Raw genomic sequence first — 22,683 nt, forward strand, 5'->3', positions numbered from 1 at the left:
CCGGCGTGTGCGGCTTCGTTGGCTTCACCGACCGCGACGGTGGCGGCGACGCCTCGCGCGCCACCGCGGGGCGGATGCTGGCGGCCGTGGCGCACCGGGGCACGGACGGGTCCGGCTGGTGCCACCACCGGGGCGTGACCCTGGCGCACTGCGCGCTGACGTTCGTCGACCCGGAGCGGGCCCGCCAGCCGTTCCTCTCCGCCTCGGGCCGCACCGCCGTCGTGTTCAACGGCGAGATCTACAACCACGCCGAACTGCGGCGGGAGTTGCGGGCCTCGGGCGCGTGCTCGCGCACCGGGAGCGACACCGAGGTGCTGGTGGAGCTGTACGAGCGGCACGGGATGGGGATGCTGGAGCGGCTGCGCGGCATGTACGCCTTCGCGCTGCACGACGCCCGTACCGGCGCCACGGTGCTGGCCCGCGACCCGATGGGCAAGAAGCCGCTGTACTGGACCCGTACCGCGCAGGGGGTGGCCTTCGCCTCCGAACTGGCGGCGCTGCTGCGGCACCCGGACGCGCCGCGGACGCCCGACCCGCGGGCGGTCGCCGACTACCTGGTCCTCCAGGCCTTCCCCGCCCCGGGTTCGGCGGTCGCCGGTGTCCACAAGGTGCGCCCCGGGTGCTACGTGCGCCACGAGCGGGGCACGGTGACCGAGGTGGAGCACTGGCGGCCCGTCCTGCGGGGCGGGGCGGCGCGCACGCCCGTCCGGGCCGCCGAGGCGCGGTTCACGGCACTGTTCCGGTCGGCCGTGGAACGGCGGGTGCACAGCACGGGCCGGCCGCTGGGGGTGCTGCTCAGCGGCGGTCTGGACTCCAGTGCGGTGGCGGCCGTCGCGCAGGAGGTGTCCCCGCACGGGCCGGTGCCCACGTTCAGTGCCTCCTTCGCCGACGCGGACTTCGACGAGTCGGCCCACGCGCTGCTGGTCGCCCGGCATCTGGGGACCGAGCACCACGTGGTGCGGATCGGCGGGCGGGAGCTGGCGGAGGTGGTCGAGTCCGAGTACGGCCGGGCCGACGAACCGCTGGCCGACCCGTCGCTGCTGCCGACGCGGATCGTCTGCCGGGCGGCGCGGCGGCGGGTGCGCGGGGCGCTGACCGGGGACGGGGCGGACGAACTGCTGCTCGGGTACCGGTTCTTCCAGGCCGAGCGGGCGATGGAGGCGCTGCTGCGGGTGATGCCGGCGCACCGGGTGGAGGCCCTGGTGGGCGCCGCGGTGCGCAGGCTTCCGCAGCGGTCGGGGAACCTGCCGGTGCGGGCCGCGCTCGGGCAGCTGGCCCGGGGGCTGCGGGCCGCGCCCGAGCACCGCTTCTACCTGGCCACGGCGCCGTTCGCGCCGGCCCGGCTCCCCGCCCTGTTCCGCCCGGAGGCGGCGGGGGCGCTGACGGGGCACGATCCGTTCGCCGAGGTGACCCGGGTGCTGGAGGGGCGCCCGGGGCTGACGCCCCTGGAGCGGAGCCAGCTCGCCGTCGTCTGCCACTTCCTGCGGGACGTGATCCTCACCAAGACCGACCGGGGCGGTATGCGCAGCGCGCTGGAGCTGCGGTCGCCCTTCCTCGACCTGGACCTCGTGGAGTACGTCGACTCCCTGCCGCCCGGCCTGAAGCTGCGCGGTCTCACCGGCAAGTACCTGCTGCGCCGGGCGGCGGCCCCGTGGCTGCCGCGCAGCACGGTCCGGCGTACGAAGCTGGGGTTCCGCGCGCCGCTGGCGGGGCTGCTCCGCGGCGAGCTGCGGGAGCTGCTGCGCGACACCCTCGCACCTGCCGCGCTGGACCGCGGCGGCCTGTTCGACACCCGCGCGGTGCGGGTCCTGCTCGACGACCACCTGGAGGGGCGGCGGGACACGTCGCGGGGGCTGTGGGCGCTGCTGTGCTTCCAGCTCTGGTCCGACGGCCTGTCCGCCGCCTCCCGCACCCCCGCCCCGTCCGCCCCCGAGGCCCTGACCGAGGAGATGCGCCGTGCCGTCTGACCACGCCCGTATCCAGGTGCTGTCCCCCCGTACGTGGGGGGAGTTCGGCAACTATCTGGCGGCGACCAGTTTCTCCCGCGTGCTGCGCGGGGCGGTCGACGCGGAGGTGACGCTGCTGGAGGCCGAGCCGATCGTGCCGTGGCTGGGTGAGGCCGGTGCGGAGATCCGGGCGATATCGCTGGGGAGTCCGGACGCGGCGACCCGCACCGAGCGGTACATGGCGCTGATGTCACGGCTGCAGGAGCGGTTCCCGGCGGGCTTCGAGGTGGATCCGGGGCTGCGGCAGGCGGAGGCGCTGTCGGGGCTGGTGAAGCACCTGCGGGAGACGACGCCCGACGTCGTGGTGGGCACCAAGGGGATCGTCGCCCGGCTGTGCGTGGCCGCGGTGCGGCTGGCGGGGCTGCGGACGCGGGTGGTGAGCCATGTGACGAACCCGGGGCTGATGGACCTGCCGCTGCACCGCAGCCGTCACCCTGACCTGACGCTGGTGGGCCTGGAGCGGGCCAAGGAGCGGCTGCTGGCCGAGGAGGGCGGGGACCCCGACCGCATCCGGGTGGTGGGGCCGCTGGTCGCCCAGCACGATCTGCGGGACTTCATGACGACCGGGGGCGGGGGCGGTGCGTCGGGGACCGGCCCGTGGGGCGGCGACCGCACGGTGCCCAGGCTGATCGTGTTCTGCAACCGGGGCGGTGACACCTATCTGCGGCTGCTGGAGCACCTCGCCGAACGGCACCCGCACATCGACCTGGTCTTCGTCGGGTACGACGACGCGGAGCTGGCCCGCCGGGCGGCGGCTTCGGCGGCCGCCTCGCGCGTCCCGCACTGGCGGTTCCACAGCCGTCTCACCCAGGCCGAGTACTTCGACTGCATCGACCAGGCGTCGAGGTCCCCGTACGGCCTGCTGGTGTCCAAGGCGGGGCCCAACACCACGCTGGAGGCCGCCTACTTCGGCATCCCGGTGCTCATGCTGGAGTCGGGGCTGCCGATGGAGGCCTGGGTGCCCGGACTGATCGCCGAGCACGGTCTGGGCCGTGCGTGCGCCTCGCCGCAGGAGCTGACCGGGGTGCTCGACGGCTGGCTGGCGGATCCGGCCGCGATCGAGCGGCACAAGCGGCGGGCGCAGTCCTTCGCCCGCACCGTGCTCGACCAGGAGGCCGTGGCCCGCCGCATCGGCGAGGCGGTACGGACCGTGCTGGAGGCCCGGTGAGCGCGGACCTCGGCACGGTGGCGCCGTACCTGCGCCTGGAGCCGCGGCCCGGCGGGGTGCGCGTCCGGGGGCGTACGGAGGCCGTCTTCGGGCACGAATCGGCCGACGGGCAGGGGGTGTTCGCCCGGTGGCGGTGGGACGGCGAGCGGCTGCTGGTCCGCAACGACCGGTACGGGATGTGGCCGCTGTTCTACCGGCACGAGGGGTCCGCCCTCACGGTGTCGCCGGACGTGCGGGTGCTGCTGGCGCTGGGCGGTCCGGCCGAGCCGGACCACGACGCCCTCGCCGTCTTCCTGCGGCTGGGCTTCTTCCTCGCCGAGGACACGCCGTTCGCCGGGGTACGGGCGCTGCCGCCGGCCGCCACGCTCACCTGGTCCGCGGGGCGGCTGGGGCTGGCGTCCGGCCGGATGCCGCCCGCCGGGCCCGCCGCCACGACCCGGAGGGCGGCCGTCGACGGGTTCGTCGAGCTGTTCCGGGACGCCGTCGCCCGCCGGCTGCCCGACGAGCCGTACGTCCTGCCGCTCAGCGGCGGCCGGGACTCCCGCCACATCCTGCTGGAGCTGCACCGGCAGGGCGCACCGCCGCGGCTGTGCGTGAGCGGTGCGAAGTTCCCACCCGACCCCGGGGCGGACGCGAAGGTCGCCGCCGTGCTGGCGGCCCGGCTGGGCGTGGAGCACCGGGTGCTGCGCGGGCGCCGTTCGCAGTTCCGCGCCGAGCTGGCCGCCAACCCGGCGCAGAGCATGTGCACCGTGGAGGGGGCGTGGGCGCTGCCGGTCCTGGCGTACCTGCGCGCCCGCACCCGGGTGTCGTTCGACGGCATCGGCGGCGGCGAGCTGGCCCAGAACCCGAGCATGGAGCTGATCCGCGCCAACCCGTTCGACCCGGACGACCTGCCGGGCGTCGCCGACCGGATGCTGCTCGCGGGCCGGACGGGCCCGCACGTGGAGCACCTCCTCAGCCCCCGGCTGGCCGGGCTGTGGAGCCGGGAGCGGGCACGGGCGCACCTCGTCGCCGAGCTGGAGCGGCACGCCGGGGCGGCGTTCCCGTACGCGTCGTTCTACTTCTGGAACCGCACCCGCAGGGCGATCGCGATGACGCCGTACGGGCTGCTGCGCGACGGCCCGGTGCTGCACGCGCCGTACCTGGACCACGCGCTGTTCGACCACCTGTCCTCGGTGCCCGGACGCTTCCTGACCGACGGGACGTTCCACGACGAGGCATTGCGCCGGGCCTATCCGGAGCACGCCGGGCTCGGTTTCGCGTCCGCCGCCCCGCCGCCGCCCACGCCGGTCCTGGTGCGGCACCGGCTGGGCTACCTGCTGCGTCTGCTGGGGCACGCGGCGTGGGCCGAGCGGGACTGGCGCAGGGGCGGCGACCGGGTGCTCGGGCGGCTGCTCGCGGCGACCCGCGGCGAGGGCGCCGGGCGGCGGGTCAGCCGGCTGCTGCCGATCGCGGTGTACCTGCTCCAGCTGGAGGCGCTGACCGGCCGGCGGACCGGCGCCGGACCGTGGTGACCACCGGTCACCCACACATCCACCGAGGGGGAACCATGCGGAAGTCACTGCCCCTGATCAGCACGGGCGAGCCGCCCGGGACCGGCGGGGGCGGCTGCTCGCCGGCCGCGCCCGCGGGCACCACCGCCGCGGCGGGCGCCCGGCCGGCCCTGCCGCGCTGGCGCAGGCGGAAACTGCGGATCGCGCTCGTGCGCCATCACGACCTGTGCCTGAACACCCGTCAGATCACCCAGATCCAGAAGCGCGCCGGTGTGCTGCCGCACCTGGGCCTCGGCTACATCCACACGGCGCTCAAGGCGGCCGGGTTCCAGGACGTCGTCCAGATCGACACCCCCGCGCTCGGCCTGGACAGCGAGGGGCTGCGCGCGCTGCTCGCCGACTTCCGGCCCGACCTGGTGGGCGTGAGCACCACGACGCCGGGACTGCCGGGCGCCGTCGAGGCGTGCGAGGCGGCCAAGAGCACCGGCGCGAAGGTCATCCTCGGCGGCCCGCACACCGAGGTGTACGCCCGGGAGAACCTCTTCCACAAGAGCATCGACTACGTCGGCGTGGGCGAGGGCGTCACGATCATGCCGGAGCTCGCGGAGGCGCTGGAGCAGGGCGAGGAGCCCACCGGTATCCGGGGCCTGGTGAGCCGCGAGTGGGACGGCGGCGCCGCGCCCATGGTGAACCTGGAGGACGTGGGCTGGCCGGAGCGCGGGGGGCTGCCCATGCGCAACTACTTCTCCATCATGGCGCCGCGCCCGTTCGCGACGATGATCTCCAGCCGCGGGTGCCCCTTCAAGTGCAGTTTCTGCTTCAAGCAGGCGGTGGACAAGAAGTCGATGTACCGGACGCCCGAGGACGTCGTCGGCGAGATGGCCGAGCTGAAGAAGCGCTGGGGCGTCAAGGAGATCATGTTCTACGACGACGTGTTCACCCTGCACCGCGGCCGGGTGCGGGAGATCTGCGAACTCATCGGCGAGACGGGGCTGAAGGTCCGCTGGGAGGCGCCGACCCGGGTGGACCTGGTGCCGGTGAAGCTGCTGGAGGCGATGGCCGGCGCCGGCTGCGTACGGCTGAGGTTCGGCATCGAGCACGGGGACCCGGAGATCCTGCGGCGGATGCGAAAGGAGAGCGACATCGGCAAGATCGAACGGGCCGTGACCGACGCCCACGAGGCGGGGATCAAGGGCTTCGGCTACTTCATCGTGGGCTGGCTCGACGAGACGCGCGAGCAGTTCCGCCGCACGCTGGACCTGGCCTGCCGGATCCCGCTGGACTACGCGAGCTTCTACACCGCGACGCCCCTGCCCGGTACGCCGCTGCACACCGAGTCGGTGGCCGCGGGGCGCATCCCGGCCGACTACTGGGACCGGTTCGTGCGCGGCGAGTTCGACCAGCGGATCGGCTACCTGGTGCCGGACGCCCAGCAGCGCGCCCAGATCGCGTACCGGAAGTTCTTCCTGCGCCGCGAGATGGCCCGGCCGCTGCTGTCGCACATGGCCGAGACCGGTCAGTGGCGCAACACCCTGGACGGACTGCGCAGCCTGGCCCGCTCCACCTCCAACACCGACCGTGACTTCTGAACGGGCGGCACCGGTGCGGCTCAACCGGCCGGTGCGCCCCGGCCCGGCCGGTGCGCCGGAGCCGTTCCCGCTCGGGCACCTGCGCGCCACCGTCTCGCGCGGGTACCGCCCCGGCACCACCTGGTCGACCCCCGTGCGGTACGTGCTCGACGGCCGGCCCGAGCCGCGCGGAGCCCGGGAGGCGGCCGACGCGCTGCGCCCGGCCCGCCCCAGCGGGACGGCCGTGGCACTGGTCGCGCCGACCTACGTGGGGCGGGGCACCCTCGCGGAGCAGGCGGAGCGGCTCGACGCCCTGCTGGACCGGGTCGCGGAGGCGGTGCGCGCGCACCCGGACGTCGGGGTGCTGCTCTTCGTGGGCATGCAGTGGCGGGACGCGGCACAGGAGAAGGAGGCCCTGCTGCGGCTGGAGGCACTGCTGCGGCGTGCGGCGGAGCGGGAGCCGGGCGTGCGGGTGTGCGGTCTGTCGCTGCGCGGGCCGGGCAAGCCCAGGACCCTCAACGCCGCCGTGGCGGTGGCGGAACTGCTGGGGTGCGCGGGGGTCGGCTGGTTCGACGACGACGTGACGCTGGAGCCGGACTGCCTGGCCCACCTGGTGGGGGCCTTCGTGGCGGGCGGCTGCCGGGGCGCGGTGGGCGCGACGAAGGTCCCGCACACGGCCGCGTACGCCACCTCCCGCACGCTCGCCCGGGCGAAGGCGGTGGCCGCGCCCGCCACCGACTATCCGCACGGCTGCTGCATCCTGGTGGCGACCGAGGTGATGGCCGGGGGCATGCCGGACCGGTACGTGTCGGACGACGGCTACGTGTGCTTCCGGCTGCTGGACCCCCGGCTGCCCGACCCGCTGCGGTACCTGCGGCTGGTGCCGGAGGCGCGCTGCCACTACGTCGTGGCCGGCCCGGCCGGTGAGACGCGCCGCCGGATCCGCCGGCTGCTGCTCAACCACCTGATCGACCTGGCCGACTGGCCGCTGCCGGTCGCCCGTCACTACTTCCGGCACGTCCTGTTCGGCGGCATGTGGCCGCTGACCGGCTTCCACCGCGCGAAGGGCGTGCGCCACGGGATCGCCGAGGCGGCGATCAAGTGGCTCTACTTCTGCTGGTTCTGCGGGGTGGGCACGGAGCTGTACGTGCGCGGGCTGGTGCGCCGGCCCCTGCGCGAGGTGCGGTGGGCCGCGTACTCCACCGTCCGCAATCCGGCCCCCGCGTCCGCGTCCGCACCCGCACCCGCACCCGCACCCGCACCCGCACCCGCACCCGAGGAGAGCCGATGAAGGTCCTGTCACTCCACTCCGCCGGACACGACACGGGTGTCGGCTACTTCGAGGACGGGCGCTTGCGGTTCGCGGTGGAGACCGAGCGGCTCACCCGCACCAAGCACGACCACCGGGCCGACGTCGCGCTGCGGCACGTGCTGGCCCAGGAGTGCGTGGACGCGGGCGGGATCGACCTGGTGGCGGTGTCCACCCCGGTGCGCGGCGCGCTGCTGGGCATTCCGGACCTGGACGTGGCGATGGAGCGGGTGGCCGCGGGCGCCACGCACCACCGCACGACGTGCGAGCTGCTGGGGCGCACCGTGGACTGCGTGGTGGTCACGCACGAGGTGTCGCACGCGGCCCTCGCCGCGCACTACGCGGGCCACGAGGACGGCACGGTGGTGCTCGTCAACGAGGGGCGCGGCCAGGTGAGCCGCAGTTCGCTGTTCAGGGTGGCGGGCGGGCGCCTGGAGTGGGTGGAGAAGGATCCGCTGCCCTGGTACGGCAACGGTTTCGGGTGGACCGCGATCGGTCACCTGCTGGGGTTCGGCAAGAGCCCGAGCGTCGCGGGGAAGGTGATGGCGCTGGGCGGGTACGGGGAGCCGAGCGCCCGGGTGCGGGACGCCCTGCTGGCGGTCGACCGGCGGGTGATGGACGACTTGGCGGTGGCCGAGCGGGTGCGGGCCGAGCTGGCCGCGCGGCCCGAGTTCGGCCGGGACTTCGGGACGATGGCGCGGGTGGTGGCGTCCTTCCAGGAGCTGTTCACGGAGACGGTGTACGAGCTGCTGAGCCGTCATGTCACACGGACGGGGGCCGGTTGGGGCCCGCTCGCCCTGGGCGGCGGGTGCGCACTGAACATCGTGGCCAACTCGGAGCTGCGGCGCCGCTTCGGCCGGGACGTCGCGGTGCCGCCGGCGTGCGGTGACGCCGGGCACCTCGCGGGGCCGGGGATCTACGCCCTGAGGTACCTGGCGGGCCAGGACGTGGCGCCGCTGGGCGTGTACGCCAACGGGGCCGGCGAGTCCCGGGAGGCGGCGCTGCGGGCGCTGGCCGGCGCGGGTCTGGAGCCGGTTCCGTACGACCGGGCCGCGGTGGCCGGGACGCTGGCCGGGGGCGGCGTCGTCGCGCTGTTGCAGGGCGCGGCGGAGCTCGGCCCCCGGGCGCTGGGGCACCGGTCGCTGCTGGGCAGTCCGGCGGTGCCGGGGATGCGCAAGCGGATGAGCGAGGAGCTGAAGCAGCGCGAGTGGTACCGGCCGCTGGGCGCCGTGATGCGCGGCGAGCGGTTCGCGGAGCTGTACCCGGGGCAGTACGGCTCGCCGTACATGCTGTTCGAGTACGACGTCCCCGAGGGCGTCGCTCCGGAGGCCCGCCATGTGAACGGGACGTGCCGGATCCAGACCCTCGGCCCGGAGGAGTCGCGGCTGCACGCCCTGCTGGCCGAGTTCGAGGCGCTGAGCGGCACCCCGGCGCTGATCAACACCTCGCTCAACGGCCCGGGCAGGGCGATCGCCCACACGGCCGGCGACGTGCTCGACGACTTCGCCGGCTGTGGGGTCGACCTGTTCGTCATGGACGACGTGATGGCGCGGCGGCGCGGCTGATCACGCCGTCGCCGCGGTGGAGGGGCCGGGCGGGAGCGGCACGTGCGGCGGGACCAGCCGGTCGAGCACGTCGTCGGTGTAGAGGTCAACGACCGGGCCGAGGGCCCGGGAGGCCGGCTGTTCCCGTACGGCCGCGTGGGCGCGGGCGCGCAGGCGCTCCAGCAGGCTGACGACCTGTCCGCCGGTGACGGCCCGGGTGCGCAGCAGGTGGCCGAGGTTGCCGTCCCGTTCGCCGTCGCGGGCGTAGTCGGTGAGGTCGTCGGCGATGGTGATGACGGTGCCGAACGCCTCGGCGAAGGCGCGGGCGGGCGCCTGGGCGCCGGGCAGCCGGCCGGCGAGCGCGGCGAGGGAGCCGTAGCAGCCGAGGAACGTCGCGCCGTACGTCCGGGCGTGGGTGCGCCATTCGTCGAGGGTGCGGGCGCGGTGCTTCTTGGTGCGTATCTGCCCGGTGCAGATGGTGGTGAAGTCGCGGTGCAGGAGGTCGGTGACGGCCTGGGCGTCGCGGCTGAGGCGGCACAGTTCACGCAGGGCGGTCAGGTGCAGGTGGAGGGCGAGGCAGGCGAGTTCGACGCGGTCGAGGCCGCTGTCGTCGTCCATGAGGTCGTCGACGAGTTTCATGGCGACGATGTCGAGGGCGAGGGCGGACGCCGTCTCGGAACGCACCGCCCGGTCGGTGATCCATTCGGTGAGGAAGTGCGGGACCCGCAGGTAGAGGCGGAGGGCGGCGACATGGGCGACGAGGTCGTCCGAGCCGCCGCCCGCGGCCACGAAGGCGGTCACCCGGTCGCGGTTGGCCGCCTCGGTCGCGAGCATGGCGGCGGTGTACTCCTCGGTGAGCGGGGCTCTGTGGGCGCCGTTCACGGCCGGGCCCCCCGTATGTGCGGGACCAGGCCCGGGCGGGCGGCGGCGAGCGCCTCCAGCGTGGTGCGCCAGTCGTCGTCCTCCAGTGCCCCGGCGAAGCCGACGTAGTCGGCGCCCGCGTCGAGGTAGGCCGTGACCCGGTCCCGTGAGCGGACGTTGCCGCTGACGAAGAGGATCTGGTCGGGGTGGAGCCGGTCCCGGAAGTGGCGGACGACGTCGGGCGGCACGTGGGAGTGGCGGGAGTAGAGGTACACCATGTGGAAGCCGAAGGAGACGGCGACGTCGATGTGCCGGTCGAGCCGGTCGGTGCGGGTGCCCACGGGCACGGTGTCGAGCAGGTCGCCGGTCCTGCGGTCCTCGCCGAAGGTGAGGGCGACGGTGAGCAGGAGCTCGGGCCACTGTTCGCGGTCGAGCCGGCCGGGCATGGTGAGCAGGGTCTCCAGGAAGCTCTTCCAGACGAAGTAGTCGTCCTGGGAGCCGAGCAGGGCGGGCAGGATCACCGCGTCGGCCCCTGGGGTCAGCGGGAAGCCGGTGCCCTTGCGGGGCGGGAAGTGCAGCAGGACCGGTAAGGACGTGGCCGCTTTGATGCGGGCCACGTAGGGCGGCATGCGGGTCTCGAACGACTCGTAGTCGGTGCTGGCGAGGATGACGAAGGGGAAGCCCAGGTCGTCCAGGGCCCGCGCCTTCTCCACCGCTTCGGACGGCGGCACCTTGAAGGGGTCGATGATGTGCACCGGTCCGGACCGCCGGTCGCGGAGGCGGGTGAGTACGTGCCGTGCCGGAAGTGCGAGGTCGGACAACGGATCCATGGAGCGCTCCCCTCTCGTCTCGATGGGCGTGCGGCGGGGCGCCCGGAAACCGGGGGGCGGAACTTTCCGGCAGCACGAAGCGCCCGGAAATCAGGAATTCCGGTTCGTTCGCCGGGTCGCTTTCGGCATTCCGGCCGACCGGCAGCTTTAATCGGGCCCCGAGCACGCGGAGTTCACTCTACAGTCGTTCGTTTGACCGAGGTAGAGGGGAAATTCAACCAAGCTATTCGGGGGCCGGTCAGCCGAATTGCATGTGGGCGCGGCGCCTCAGCCGTACCGCCTGGACGGCGCAGCTCGCCGCCATCAGGAGCGCGGCGGTCACGGCCGCGTGCGCGACGCCGGGGGCGAGGGACCCGGCGCCCGCGCCGTCGACCGCGTACGTGATGATCTCCCTGGTGGACCAGAACGGCAGGGCGCGCGCCGAGTCCTTGGCCGGGTCCATGACCATCTGGGCGCCGATGACGGAGATGAGCAGCAGGGTGCCCTCCATGTCGCGGGGCACGGCCAGCCCCAGGAGGAGGCCCAGGGGCACGGCGACGAGCGTGGTGAGGGCCAGTTCCAGCACCACGGCCCCGAGGTGGCGCACGTCCTGGTCGAGGGCGATCAGCAGGGCGTAGAGCGCGGAGACGGCGAGGCCCGCGCCGACGAGGGCGAGGCTGCGGCCGAGGTGGAGGTGGCGGGGCCTGAAGCCGCCCAGGGCGAGACGTGGCTCGATCTCGCGGCCGCCGACGGAGGAGAACAGGGCGGCGGCGCTGACGGCGAAGCCCAGGCCGAGGCTGGCGAACCGGATGGCCTGGCCCGGCTCGTCGTGCCGGCCCAGGTAGAAGACGAGCGGTACGAGGAGCAGCAGTCCGAGGACGCCGCGCCGGCGCGTGAGTTCGCGCAGGGTCGCCTGCGCCATGCGGAGGGTGCGGAACGTCGGGCTCACAGGGTGGCCTCCGTGCCGGTGCGGGGGCTGAGGTCGAGGACCTGGTCCACGCGGTCGAGCCGGCTCAGCATGTGGGTGACGACGACGACCGCCTTGCCCTCCTCCCGCCAGTCCCACACGTTCTTCCAGAAGTCGAGGTAGGAGCCGCGGTCGAAGCCCTGGTACGGCTCGTCCAGCAGCAGCACGTCGGGGTCGCCGAGCGCGGCCAGGACCACGTTGAGCTTCTGGCGGGTGCCGCCGGAGAGGTCCTTGGCGAGCGTGCGCCGGCCGACGGACCAGTCGAGGGTGCGGGCCAGTTCGCGGCCGCGCCGGGAGGCGGCGGCGGGCCGCAGGCCGCGGCCGGCGCCGAAGAGGGTGAAGTGCTCGCCGGGGGTGAGGAAGTCCAGGACGCCGACGTCCTGCGGGCAGTAGCCGAGCCGGCCCCGCACGGACACGCGGCCCCGGTCGGGGGAGGCGAGTCCGGCGCAGATCTTGAGCATGGTGGACTTGCCGGCGCCGTTGCTGCCCACGATCGCCGCCACCTCTCCGGAGCGGACGGTCAGGTCGACGCCGTTCAGGACGCGGCGGCGGCGGTAGCTCTTCACGATGCCCTGGGCGTGGAGCAGGACGGGCGCTCCGTCGTCGCCGGGGGTCTCCCCCAGCCCTTGTGCCGGTCGCGTACTCGCGGGATACACCATGCGTACGTCACCCCTCGGGTGTGGTGGTGTCGGTGGGCGGTCCGCCGGACGGTCACGGGGTGGGGCGCGGTCTGCGTGCGGTGATCCTGTCGTGCGGCGCCTGGGGAACGGTCGCCTTTTTACCACGCCCGGCCATCGGCACCGTGACTTTCCGCCATAACGGCGCAAGGACGCCAGGACGTCAATTCCGGCCATTCCTCGGGAAGTCGGGGAAGGCCGCCTTGTGATCATTCGGCGGAATTGGCTAGCCTCCCGGACCGGCGCCACCCAATTGTTCTGCGATTTCTACACGGTTCGCTGCTTTTTCCGGACCGACCGGCCGGGCGGAGGGCATGGATGCGCGCGGGCACCCACGACGGACGGACCCGGTTGCAGCGTGCCGTGGCCCGGGGGTTCGACCCGGGTCCCGAGGTGCGCCCACCGGTCACGTTCGTCCTGCCGCCGGGCGAGCGGCCGGACTCGCTGCCCACCGGCGGGCTCGGCGTCCTGCTGCCGACCTATGTGTCCCGGTGCGGTGAGGAGGAACACGCCGCCATGACCGCGCACGTGCGCGAGGCGCTCGCCGAGGTGCGCGCCGCGCACCCGGACCTGCCGCTGACCCTGTGGGTGGGGATGCAGTACGGGCAGGGAGAGTACGAGGAGGCGGTGCGGCGGCTGCGCGGGCTGGCCGGGGCCGCGCGGCGGGGCACCGGTCCGGCCACGTCCGTGGCCCCGCCCGCGGTGGCGTTCGCCGGGCTGGCGCTGCCCGGCCCGGGCAAGCTCCGCACCGTGAACGCGGCGGTGCGGGCCGGCCTCGACCGGGGCTACGCGGGCTGGCTGTGGATCGACGACGACGTGGAGCTGGGCCCGCGGTGCCTGTCCCGGATCGTGACCCGGTTCCTGGCGCGCGGCTGCACCGGGGCGGTCGGCGCCCGGCTGGTGGCGCTGCCGCGGTCGACGCCCTCGTCGCAGGTGATGGACCGGGTCTCCGGCTGCACCGTGCCGCCGGGCGCCTGTCCGGTGGCGGGCTGCATGCTCGTGGAGACCGCGGTGGTCGCCGGCGGGATCCCGCCGCGCCGGCTGGCCGACGACGGTTTCGTGCTGTTCGAGCTGCTCGACCCGGCGGCGGGCGACCCGTTGCGCGACCTGGAGGTGCTGCCCGACGCGTACTGCCGCACCTACCGGGTGGGCGGGGCCCGTGACACGCTGCGCCGGCTGCGCCGTTCCCTGTACAGCCATGTGACGTGCATGGCCGACTACCCGAGGGCGACGGCCGTCCGGTACTTCCGGGACGTGCTGTTCCACGGCCTGTGGCCGCTGGCGCCGTGGGACGCCCGGCGCGGCCCGGCGCGCGGGGCGTTGCGGTGGGCCGTCAAGGCCGTGCACTTCGGCTGGTTCTGCGCCGTCGCCTCCGGCCTGGTGGTGCGCGGCCTGACGCACCGTCCGCTGCGCTCGGTGGCCTGGGGGGACGAGGGCGCCTTCCGCAGGCCGGCCACGGTACGACCGGCCCGGGCCTGACGCTCCGGGACGCACTCACGACCGAGAGGGGAGCCGCGGTGTGGGCACCGGCTGAGAACACGAGGGCGACCGCCCTGACCGTCATCCTTCCGCACTACGACTGCGCGGCCTACCTCGGCCAGGCCGCCGGGTCCGTCCTCGGCCAGGACTTCCGCGACCTGACCCTGGTGGTGGTGGACGACTGCTCGCCGGGCGACGCCTGGTCGGCCGCCCTGCGCCCGTTCGCGGACGACCCCCGCCTGGTGGTGCTGCGCACCTCCCGCAACGTGGGCCATCTGCGCATCAAGAACGCCGTGCTGGAACACGTGCGCAGCCCCTACGTCGGCTTCCAGGACTCCGACGACATCAGCCTGCCCGGCCGCTTCCGGCACCAGATCGCCCTGCTCGAACGGGGCCGCGCGGACCTCGTGGGCTGCGGGTACGAGTGCATCGACGCCACCGGCCGGGTCACCGGCCGCCGCCGGATGCCCCGCAACGCCAACCTCTGGATGCGGCTGGGCCGGTCGACCGTGGCGCTGCACCCGTCGACGGTGGTGCGCGGCGAGGTGCTCCGGCGGCTCGGGGGTTTCGACGGGACGGCCCGGCTGGGTGCCGACACCGACTTCCACCTGCGGGCGGCGCGGCTGTACCGGCTGCGGAACGTGGGGCGGGTGCTGTACCGGTACCGCGTCTGGCCCGACTCGCTGACCCAGGCGCCGGAGACCGGGTTCGGCTCCGACGCCCGGCGGGCCTACACGGAGTCCCTGCGGCGCCGGGAGGAGGAGCGGCGCCGGGCCGGGTCCCGGGCGGAACTGCTGCCGCTGCTGATCGCGCCGCCGAACGACGTCGACTTCACCCTCGACCCGGTGGACCTCGCGTAGATGACGCCGACGCTGGGGGTCGTCGTCCTCTCGCCCGACGGGGAGTGGGACCGGGCGGTGCGCGGTCTGCTCGCCCAGACCGTGCCGCCGGTCTCGATCACGGTGGTCACCTGGGTGGCGGGCCGGCCGCCGGCCGACGCGCGGGTGCGGGTGGCCCACTGCCTGCCGGCCGCCGCCGCGGCCGTGTGCCGGCGGGAGGCGCTGCGGACACCGGCCGACTTCGTGGCCTGTCTGGGCGGGCACGACGAGGCGCTGCCGGGCTGGGTGGAGGCGGTGGTGACCGCGTGCAGCGCCGCGGGCGGCCCCGGGCGGGCCGGGGTGGTGCGGTACGGCGCGGTGCGGATCCGGCCGGACGGGGTCGTGGGCGGCGTGCTGATCCCGGGGCCGGGCCCGAACGGGCGCGTGGGATCGGGAGGCACAGGACGCGCCGGGCGCGCGGGCGTCCGGTCCGGGGGCGCGGGGCCGACCGCCCCCTGGGACGCCCTCCTGTCCGGCGCGGGCCTCCCTGGGGACGGGCCCGGCGTGGCGGGCGGCCCGGTGGCGGGCGGTTCCGCGGGCGCGGGCGACGACGCTCCGTGCGCGGTGCGGCGCGACCTGCTGACGACGCCCGCCGCCCAGCCGGCCGGGTGCGTCGCCGTGCCGCGGCTGCTGGTGCGGCAGGCACCGCACGGCGGGGCCCCGGCCGCCCCTTCCGCCGGGTCCACGGCGCCCGGGCGCCGCCCGGCCCGGCCCGCGCTGGTGTCGGTGGTCGTCCCGGTCCGCGACGGCGCGGCGACGCTGCCCGCGCAGCTGCGGGCGCTGGCGGAGCAGACGTACACCGGCGCGGTGGAGGTCCTGGTGGTCGACAACGGCTCCGCCGACGGCACGCGGGACGTGGCCGGGCGGGCCCGGGCGTGGCTGCCGGGCCTGCGGATCGTGGACGCCGGCGGGCGGCCGGGCGAGGCGTACGCCCGCAACACCGGTGTCGCCGCCGCGCGGGGGGACTTCGTGGCCTTCTGCGACGCCGACGACGTGGCGGCCCCCGGCTGGCTCGCGGGCCTGGTGGCGGCGGCCGGCGGGGCGGACCTGGTGGGCGGGGCGCTGGACGTCGGGCTGCTCTCCCCCGCGTACGCCGACGAACAGCCGGTGCCGCTGACCGAGCAGGGCGACTTCCTGCCCTTCGCCCGCGGCGCCAACTGTGCCGCGTGGCGGGACGTCCTGGTGACCGTGGGCGGCTGGGACGAGTCGTACCGGGGCGGCGGCGAGGACATGGACCTGTCCTGGCGGGCCCAGCTGTGCGGGTACCGGCTCGCGTACGCCCCCGACGCGCTGATGCACTACCGGCTGCGGGAGGGGCTGGCCGCCCTGGCCCGCCAGAAGTGGAACTACGGGCTTTCCGGCGCCCGTCTCTACGCCCGTTACCGGCACGCCGGCTTCGCCCGCCGCCGCTCGTCCGTCGCGGCCGCGAACTGGCTGCTCCTCCTGGTCCGCCTGCCGGACCTGGTGCGCTCCCGGCGGCTGCGGCGGCGCTGGGTCCGGTACGCGGCGCGCCTCGCGGGCTTTCTGGCGGGCAGTGTGCGGCAGGGCGTGCTGTACCCCTGACGCCCGTGGTCCGACCCCCGGCCGGACGGCGTCCGAACCGTGCTTCCGCCGTCCGAGTACACCCGACGGGTCGCGCCGCACGCACCGGCGGCACGTGTGGAAGGTTGAGGAGTCCGAGTCCGGCCCGGGGACGGCGGGGCGAAGGCGTCAGGAGACAGATGTGCGGTCCGGGATCGTGAAACGGCGCCCGGGTCTGCCGTCCGGCGACCCGCTGGGCGCCCTCGCCGCACTGGTCCTGCGCTTCCCCGTCCGTACGCTGGCGCTGACCGGCTGCGCGCTGCTGGTCGCCGCGGTGGCGGCGGTGGGGGTGACCGGGAAGCTGCACCACGGCGGTACGACGCCCCCGGGCTCCGAGTGGGCGCGCGCCGAGCACACGCTGTCCACCGCGTTCCGCGGCGGCAGCCCGACGGTGACGCTGGTGGCCACGGCGCGCGGGGGCGGTTCGGTGGACGACCCGGCGGCGGTGCGCGCCGGGACGCGGCTCGCCGAGCGGGCGCGCGGGCTGCCCAGAGTGGTGGGGGTGCGGTCGTACTGGACGGGGCGTCCCGCCGCGCTGCGCGCCGGGGACGGACGGTCGGCGCTGGTGCTGCTGCGGGTGGCGAGCAGTGAGGCGACGGCGCACCGGGACGTCGAGCCGCTGCTGCGCGAGCTGACCGGCCGTCACGGCCCGCTGTCGGTCGCCGCCACCGGGCCGACGCCGGTGGGGCTGGCCATCGAACGGCAGAGCCGGCTGGACCTGCACCGTACGGAACTGCTGGCGGCGCCGCTGACGGCGGCCGTCCTCGTCGTCGTCTTCGGCGGCGTCGTCGCGGCCGCGCTCGCCCTGCTGGTCGGGGTCTGCGCGGTGGTGGGCGCCGTCGCGTTCCTGAGCGGGCTGTCCCACCTGACGACGGTGTCGGTGATCGCGCTCAACCTCACCACCGCGCTCGGGTTCGCGCTGGCGGTCGACTTCGGCCTGTTCATGCTGGCCCGCTACCGGGAGGAGCGGGCGCGGTACCGCGACGCATGCGATCCGGGCGAGGCCGTGCACCAGGCGCTGGTGGCCACCGTGTGCAGCACGGGCCGTACGGTGGTGTGCTCGGCGCTGACGGTGATGGGCAGCCTCGCCGCGCTGCTGGTCTTCCCGCTCGGCATGCTGCGGTCCGTGGCGTACGGCGGCATCGCGGTGGTGGCGCTGAGCGCGCTGCTCGCGGTGACCGCCCTGCCCGCCGCGCTGCTCCTGCTGGGCCCGCGGATCGACGCGCTGTCGGTACGCCGCCGGCGCCCCTGGGCCGTCCCTGACGGCGGCCGCTGGTACCGCCTCGCGCACGGGGTGATGCGCCGCCCGGTGCCGGTGGTACTGGTGCTGGGCGTGCTGCTGACGGCGCTGGTCCTGCCGTTCGCGGGTGCCCGGTTCGGCACGTTCGACGACCGGGCGCTGCCGGCGGGTTCGGCGACGCGGCTGGCCACGGACACGGTGCGTCGGGACTTCGACCACCACGCCCTGCATCCGGTGCAGGTGGCGCTGCCGGGCCTGGACGCCCGGGCGGGCGCCCCCGCGCTGGACGGCTACGCCCGGCGGCTGGCGCGGCTGGAGCACGTGGCGCGGGTGGAGACCGCGACGGGTACGTACCGGGAGGGCCGGCGGGTGGGGCCGGTGGCGCCGGACAGCGGGTACGCGTCGCCGGCGGGCGTGTGGGCGGCGGTCGTCACCGACGTCGGTCCGGAGACGGCGGAGGGTGCTCGGGTGGCGCGGGCGGTCCGGGCGGTGTCCGCGCCGGTCCCCGCGCTGGTGGGCGGCACGCAGGCGTGGCTCGCGGATCTGGGGGACGCGGTCCGGGCCGGGGTGGTGCCGGCGCTGTCGCTGATCGCGGTGGTGACGCTGCTGCTGCTGGGGTGGTGCACGCGCAGCGTGGTGCTGCCGTTGAAGGCGCTGGTCCTCAATGTGCTGAGCCTCAGCGCCACGTTCGGGGTGATGGTGCTGGTGTTCCAGGAGGGGCACCTGAGCGGGTGGCTGGGCGGCTTCTCGGCGACGGGGGTGACGGACACCGTCGTACCCGTGCTGGTGCTGTGCGTGGCGTTCGGGCTGTCCATGGACTACGAGGTGCTGCTGCTGACGCGGACGGTGGAGGAGTACGGGGCGGGCGCCTCCACGCGCCAGGCGGTGGCGCGGGCCGTGCAGCGCACGGCGGGGCTGTTCACGGCGTCCGCGCTGGTCGTGATCGTCGTGATGGCCGCGCTGGCCTCGTCCGGTCTGCTGTTGCTGAAGGTGGTGGGGGTGGGGCTGGCGGTGGCGGTGTTCGTGGACGCCACGGTGATCCGGCTGCTGCTGGCGCCCGCGCTGATGGCCCTGCTGGGCCGGGCCAACTGGTGGGTGCCGGCGCTCCGGCCGGCCCGTCAGTCCCTGGTGCCGATGAAGAGGTAGTACGGCACGCGGGCGGGCAGGTAGGGCACCGCCGAGAGGCTTTCGCGCACGTGGACGGCGGTGAACCGGGCGCGGAGGTAGGGCAGGTGGTCCGGGGAGAGGAAGACGTCGTTGTGGCTGAACCAGGCCGGCCACAGGTGCCGGCGCCACGCGGCGTGGCGGGCGCCGCCGGCGGGGTGCTTGCGCGCGACGTAGAAGTCGCAGACGGCGATCGTCCCGCCGGGCCGCAGGACGGACCGGGCGTGGTCCACGGCCGCGAACCAGTCGGGCATCATCGTCAGCGCGTAGGAGAACACCACGACGTCGGCCAAGCCGTCGCGGGGCCGGTAGTCCGTGGCGCTCGCGAGCACGGTCTCGACGTTGTCCCAGCCGGACCGTTCGACGCGGCGGCGGGCGACCTCCAGCATCGAGGTGGAGACGTCGACGAGGGTGATGGTGCCGAACTCCTTGCGGCGCCGCTCGTCGAGGTGGGCGATGTTGCTGCCGGTGCCCGCCCCCATCTCGACCAGGTGGCCGCCCGGCGCGGCCGGCAGCAGGCCCATCAGGTCGCGCCGGCCGTGCAGGAGCCGTTCGCGGAAGGCGTCGTAGTCACCGGCCGTCGAGCGGTAGTAGGACTCCATGCGCTCGAAGGGCGTCGCGCCGGTGAGGCGCGGGAAGGCCATGTGGCGGATGGTGCGCAGGTCGGACCGGATTCCCATGGACGCTCCCTCGGTCAGGGCAGGTCGGCGATGTGGAAGCTGCCGTAGGTGTGCACCCGGTCCTGTTCGTGCAGGCGGGCGGCGAGTTCCGGGTGGCGGTGCAGCAGTTCCGTCAGCCGTCGCGTCCGGCCCTCGTGGACGACGCTCACGGGATCGAGGTAGCGGGTGCGCAGTCCGGCGCTGCGGTAGATGACGCGGGCGCCGGGGCGGGCCGCGTCGACGATGGCCTGCCACTCCTCGGCCAGCGCGGCCTGGTCGCGCCAGCCCATCCAGTCCATGTGGTCCAGCAGCACGAACTTCGAGACGTCGGGCCGGGGCCCCGCCCCGGTGAGGAATCCGGTGACGGTCGTGGTGCGCACGTCCAGGCGCGGGAGGGCGTCCCGCAGGCGGTCGAAGTGGGCGGCCTTGAGGTACTCGGGACAGCACGCGGGCGTGTAGGAGCCGGTGATGTAGGCGCGCCAGAAGTAGTTGTCGGCGAGCGGCAGCCGGCCGAAGATCGCGTCGAACCCGTCGTGGATGAGCTGGACCGTGCCCCCGGGGTACTCCTCGGTGATCTCGCGCCGCTGCTGGGGCGGCACCCCGGCGAAGCTGAGGGCGAGCGGCTGGGCACCGAGCCGGGCCGCCGACCAGAGCCGGTCGCGCAGCCGGGACTCGTAGACGTACCGCTGCCGCGCGAGGGTGGGCGCGGCCAGCAGTTCCTCCAGGTCCGGGCCGAGGCCCTGGAAGCGGCGCAGGAAGAGCATGAGGCCCTTGGCGAGGAGGCCGGAGGTGCCCCGGTAGTAGAAGGAGTTGCGCCAGCCCCGCCCGGCGAAGGCCTCGATGTAGCCGTCCCAGTAGCGCCGGGCGAAGGGCGACAGGTCGGGGCGGAGCGCGTCGCGGTACATCTCGTGGGCCCGTACGGAGCGGCCGGTCCCGAACAGTTCGAAGAACTCGCCGTGCGTCAGGCGCCGGATTCCGGCCGCCTTCAGTTCCAGCAGGGCGTTCTGGCGCGGGTTGACGTCGACGGCCGTCACCCTGCCCGCTCCCGCGAGCAGGTAGTCCAGCGCGTTGCAGCCGCCGCTGGTGATGACCAGGACGTGGTCGTCGGGCCGGATGCCGAGGGCCGCGCGGTCGAGCGCCGGGTCCTCCCAGCAGGCGTTGTAGACCAGTTTCCGGTCGTGCAGGGCGGTGAACATGCGCCCGGCCAACGGGGTGCCCGCGCGGGGGGCCGGCAGCGCCGGGGAGGGCGCGGCGACCGGCGTCACGTCGGTGGAGGGGTACGAGGGCATGCCCCTCACCATGCTGGATCGAGCGGTCCGGCCCGTGCGGAGACACCCGGATTCCCCCGGCCGGCCCAACGGCGGGTGGTGATCCGCTGGGCCGGCCGGGCGGTTTCCGGCACCGTGCGGGCGGTCGGGGCCCCGCGTGCGCGCCCGGCGGGGGACCCTGTCCGGTGCGGACCGAGCGAGGGAGTGGTCACCGTGGGACGACAGCGACCGCCGGGCGTGACGCCCCTGCACCTGGTGGGCACCGCCGTGACGCTGACGGCGCTCACCCTGTTGGTACGCGGCCGGCAGCGCCCGCCCCGCCGGGCCGTGGCGCGCGGGGGTGCCCCGGAGAAGCGCTGGACCCCCCTGCTCCTCATCCCCGGCGCGTAGTCCCGCCCCGGCGGGCCCGCACGCCCGGGCCGCGCCCCCCGCCCCCGCCCCCGGCGCCCCGGGTGAGGGCACGGGGCGGGCGCCGGGAGTCGCGGCCCGGTGCGGCGCCGGGCGCGGTGACCGCCGGGTGTCAGCCGCCGATGCGGGCGCCGACCGCGGCGAGGGCGGTGGTCACGGGCTGGAAGAACGTCTCGCCGCCCACGTCGCAGTTGCCGCTGCCGCCGGACGTGAGGCCGATGGCGTCGCCCTCCCTGGTGAACAGGGAGCCGCCGCTGTCACCGGGCTCGGCGCACACGTTGGTCTGGATCAGCCCGGTCACGGTGCCCTCGGGGTAGTTCACGGTGGCGTTCAGGCCGGTGACCTGCCCGTCCCGCAGCCCCGTGGTGCTGCCCATCCGGAACACCTGCTGTCCGACCGCCGCTTCGGCCGCCTGCCGGATCTCCAGCTTCTGCCCCCCGCCCACGTCGACGACGCTGGGGGCCTCGGCGTTCGGGTCGTCGTAGGTGACGAGGCCGAAGTCGCCCTCGCCGGGGAAGACGCTCTCCTGCACGGAGCCGAGCGTCTGGCCGTTCTCATCGGTCCACTGCTGCGAGGCGGCGGTGCAGTGCCCGGCGGTGAGGAAGGCGTTCTGCCCGTCCTGCGTGGTGACGTTGAAGCCCAGCGAGCAGCGGGAACCGCCGCCGAAGATGGCGTCGCCGCCGTCGACGAAGGGCTTGAACTCGCCCTTGGACTTCTGGATCCGGGCCATCCCCGGCCCCAGGGACTCGACCGCGGACTCCAGGGTGTCCCAGCGGTCGCCGGTGACCGTGCGGTCGGCGGTGACGAGGACCTGGTTCGTCCTGGGGTCGACGGCCCACGCGGTCCCGGGGATGCCCGCCTTCTGTGACAGCGTCCGTGTGGCGGACGTCAGTTCGCCGGTGCTGTTGTCCACCGGGCGGGCGACCGCGCCGGCCTGTTCGACCCGGGCCTTCTCCGCGTCGTCGGCGTCGGCCACGTTGACCACGAGCTGACGCTTCGCGGTGTCGTAGTACGCCCCTCCGTAGGAGTCGCCGAGCGATGCGCCCAGTTGCTTGGCCACCTGCGCGGCGGACGCGGCGCTCAGGGTCTTGGCGGTCACCTTTCCGGGTTCCGGTCCGGACTGGGAGGCATTGGCGTTGGGCAGCAGGATCGCCGCCGCGGCAATGCCGACCGCCCCGGCTCCTGCGAGGACGGCTTTACGCTTGGGTATGCGCCTGTGACTCAACTCCGCTGCTCCTGCTGCTGGTTCGGACTCCGGTGGCCGTCGGCGACCGGGGGACGCGTCCGCCCCTTGGTACGGACGGCGCGGCGGTTGTGTTCAGCGGGGCGGTGAGCGGTTCGCCGGTGCGTGTCCGGCCGGGTGCCGCGTCAGCGGCGGGCGCGGGCCGCGCCCCGGGTGGCTCCCCGCACCCGGCGGCGTCTCGCGGCGCGGCGAGCGGCCCTCCGGCACGGCGGCCCGCGCCCGCGCCGGGGCGCCGGGGAGCTGGGCCGGCCCGGCTGTGCGCGGCCTCCCGGACGCGCCGCGCGCGGGCGACCGCCCCGGAGCTCCGGCGCCCGCCCCGGCCCGCCCCGGCCCCGGCGCCCGCGGCGTGGCGCGTCCGGCC

Annotated in this window: 18 protein-coding genes; 11 read left to right on the forward strand and 7 right to left on the reverse strand. The window is 75.1% G+C overall.

Features of this window, described 5'->3' with window-relative positions:
- Positions 1 to 5 precede the first annotated feature (5 nt).
- The 6 genes from asnB to A4V12_RS20550 are packed head-to-tail and all read left to right on the forward strand — an operon-like array spanning position 6 to position 9,109.
- Entirely contained in the window at positions 6 to 1,967 is a 1,962-nt protein-coding gene (gene asnB, locus A4V12_RS20525; RefSeq protein WP_064070970.1) for an asparagine synthase (glutamine-hydrolyzing), read from the forward strand.
- Positions 1,957 to 3,174: a hypothetical protein gene (locus A4V12_RS20530; RefSeq protein ID WP_064070795.1), complete on the forward strand. Its 1,218-nt coding sequence runs from the start codon at positions 1,957 to 1,959 to the stop codon at positions 3,172 to 3,174. The genes asnB and A4V12_RS20530 overlap by 11 nt, the downstream gene beginning before the upstream one ends.
- Positions 3,171 to 4,688: an asparagine synthase-related protein gene (locus A4V12_RS20535; RefSeq protein ID WP_234372260.1), complete on the forward strand. Its 1,518-nt coding sequence runs from the start codon at positions 3,171 to 3,173 to the stop codon at positions 4,686 to 4,688. Before A4V12_RS20530 ends, A4V12_RS20535 begins: the two co-directional genes overlap by 4 nt.
- A gap of 35 nt (positions 4,689 to 4,723) precedes the next feature.
- A complete protein-coding gene (locus A4V12_RS20540; RefSeq protein WP_064070796.1) occupies positions 4,724 to 6,256 on the forward strand; it encodes a B12-binding domain-containing radical SAM protein in 1,533 nt (510 codons plus the stop codon).
- Complete coding sequence (locus A4V12_RS20545) at positions 6,246 to 7,526, forward strand: glycosyltransferase (RefSeq protein ID WP_079137183.1); 1,281 nt, start codon at positions 6,246 to 6,248, stop codon at positions 7,524 to 7,526. Before A4V12_RS20540 ends, A4V12_RS20545 begins: the two co-directional genes overlap by 11 nt.
- Entirely contained in the window at positions 7,523 to 9,109 is a 1,587-nt protein-coding gene (locus A4V12_RS20550) for a carbamoyltransferase C-terminal domain-containing protein (RefSeq protein WP_064070973.1), read from the forward strand. Before A4V12_RS20545 ends, A4V12_RS20550 begins: the two co-directional genes overlap by 4 nt.
- On the opposite strand, the gene A4V12_RS20555 is transcribed toward A4V12_RS20550, so the two are convergent.
- The 4 genes from A4V12_RS20555 to A4V12_RS20570 all read right to left on the reverse strand — a co-directional run bounded on the left by A4V12_RS20555 (position 9,110) and on the right by A4V12_RS20570 (position 12,384).
- Entirely contained in the window at positions 9,110 to 9,970 is an 861-nt protein-coding gene (locus tag A4V12_RS20555; RefSeq protein ID WP_079137184.1) for a Moenomycin biosynthesis protein MoeN5, read from the reverse strand.
- Positions 9,967 to 10,779, reverse strand: a complete 813-nt coding sequence (locus tag A4V12_RS20560; RefSeq protein ID WP_064070797.1) for a hypothetical protein — start codon at positions 10,777 to 10,779, stop codon at positions 9,967 to 9,969. The genes A4V12_RS20555 and A4V12_RS20560 overlap by 4 nt, the downstream gene beginning before the upstream one ends.
- 238 nt (positions 10,780 to 11,017) lie before the next feature.
- A complete protein-coding gene (locus A4V12_RS20565; protein WP_234372261.1) occupies positions 11,018 to 11,707 on the reverse strand; it encodes an ABC transporter permease in 690 nt (229 codons plus the stop codon).
- A complete protein-coding gene (locus A4V12_RS20570; protein WP_064070798.1) occupies positions 11,704 to 12,384 on the reverse strand; it encodes an ATP-binding cassette domain-containing protein in 681 nt (226 codons plus the stop codon). Before A4V12_RS20570 ends, A4V12_RS20565 begins: the two co-directional genes overlap by 4 nt.
- 336 nt (positions 12,385 to 12,720) lie before the next feature.
- Here A4V12_RS20570 and A4V12_RS20575 point away from each other — a divergent pair, with 336 nt between their 5' ends.
- The 4 genes from A4V12_RS20575 to A4V12_RS39540 all read left to right on the forward strand — a co-directional run bounded on the left by A4V12_RS20575 (position 12,721) and on the right by A4V12_RS39540 (position 18,726).
- Positions 12,721 to 13,881, forward strand: a complete 1,161-nt coding sequence (locus A4V12_RS20575; protein ID WP_064070799.1) for a hypothetical protein — start codon at positions 12,721 to 12,723, stop codon at positions 13,879 to 13,881.
- 38 nt (positions 13,882 to 13,919) lie between these two features.
- Complete coding sequence (locus tag A4V12_RS20580) at positions 13,920 to 14,741, forward strand: glycosyltransferase family 2 protein (protein ID WP_064070800.1); 822 nt, start codon at positions 13,920 to 13,922, stop codon at positions 14,739 to 14,741.
- Positions 14,742 to 16,322 (forward strand): glycosyltransferase, encoded by a 1,581-nt coding sequence (locus tag A4V12_RS35370; RefSeq protein WP_079137185.1) that lies wholly within the window; start codon positions 14,742 to 14,744, stop codon positions 16,320 to 16,322. It begins immediately after the preceding gene.
- A 175-nt stretch (positions 16,323 to 16,497) separates the two neighbouring features.
- Entirely contained in the window at positions 16,498 to 18,726 is a 2,229-nt protein-coding gene (locus A4V12_RS39540) for an MMPL family transporter (RefSeq protein ID WP_159028904.1), read from the forward strand.
- On the opposite strand, the gene A4V12_RS20595 is transcribed toward A4V12_RS39540, so the two are convergent.
- Together A4V12_RS20595 and A4V12_RS20600 are read right to left on the reverse strand one after the other, a co-directional pair.
- The gene (locus tag A4V12_RS20595; RefSeq protein WP_064070802.1) at positions 18,699 to 19,424 is read right to left on the reverse strand and encodes a class I SAM-dependent methyltransferase; all 726 of its coding nucleotides are present in this window, start codon (positions 19,422 to 19,424) and stop codon (positions 18,699 to 18,701) included. The two genes, A4V12_RS39540 and A4V12_RS20595, sit on opposite strands and share 28 nt — an antisense overlap.
- Before the next feature lie 14 nt (positions 19,425 to 19,438).
- The gene (locus A4V12_RS20600; RefSeq protein ID WP_079137186.1) at positions 19,439 to 20,692 is read right to left on the reverse strand and encodes a DUF3419 family protein; all 1,254 of its coding nucleotides are present in this window, start codon (positions 20,690 to 20,692) and stop codon (positions 19,439 to 19,441) included.
- A gap of 192 nt (positions 20,693 to 20,884) precedes the next feature.
- On the opposite strand from A4V12_RS20600, the gene A4V12_RS37620 reads away from it, so the two are divergent.
- Complete coding sequence (locus tag A4V12_RS37620) at positions 20,885 to 21,061, forward strand: hypothetical protein (RefSeq protein ID WP_159028905.1); 177 nt, start codon at positions 20,885 to 20,887, stop codon at positions 21,059 to 21,061.
- Positions 21,062 to 21,191: 130 nt separating this feature from the next.
- Here A4V12_RS37620 and A4V12_RS20605 read toward each other — a convergent pair whose 3' ends face one another.
- Positions 21,192 to 22,304 carry a S1 family peptidase gene (locus tag A4V12_RS20605; protein WP_079137187.1) on the reverse strand — a complete coding sequence of 371 codons (1,113 nt, stop codon included), beginning with the start codon at positions 22,302 to 22,304 and terminating at the stop codon, positions 21,192 to 21,194.
- Between the last annotated feature and the right edge of the window lie 379 nt (positions 22,305 to 22,683).

The organism is Streptomyces noursei, from assembly GCF_001646665.1.
In the GTDB taxonomy this organism is placed as follows: domain Bacteria; phylum Actinomycetota; class Actinomycetes; order Streptomycetales; family Streptomycetaceae; genus Streptomyces; species Streptomyces lavendulocolor.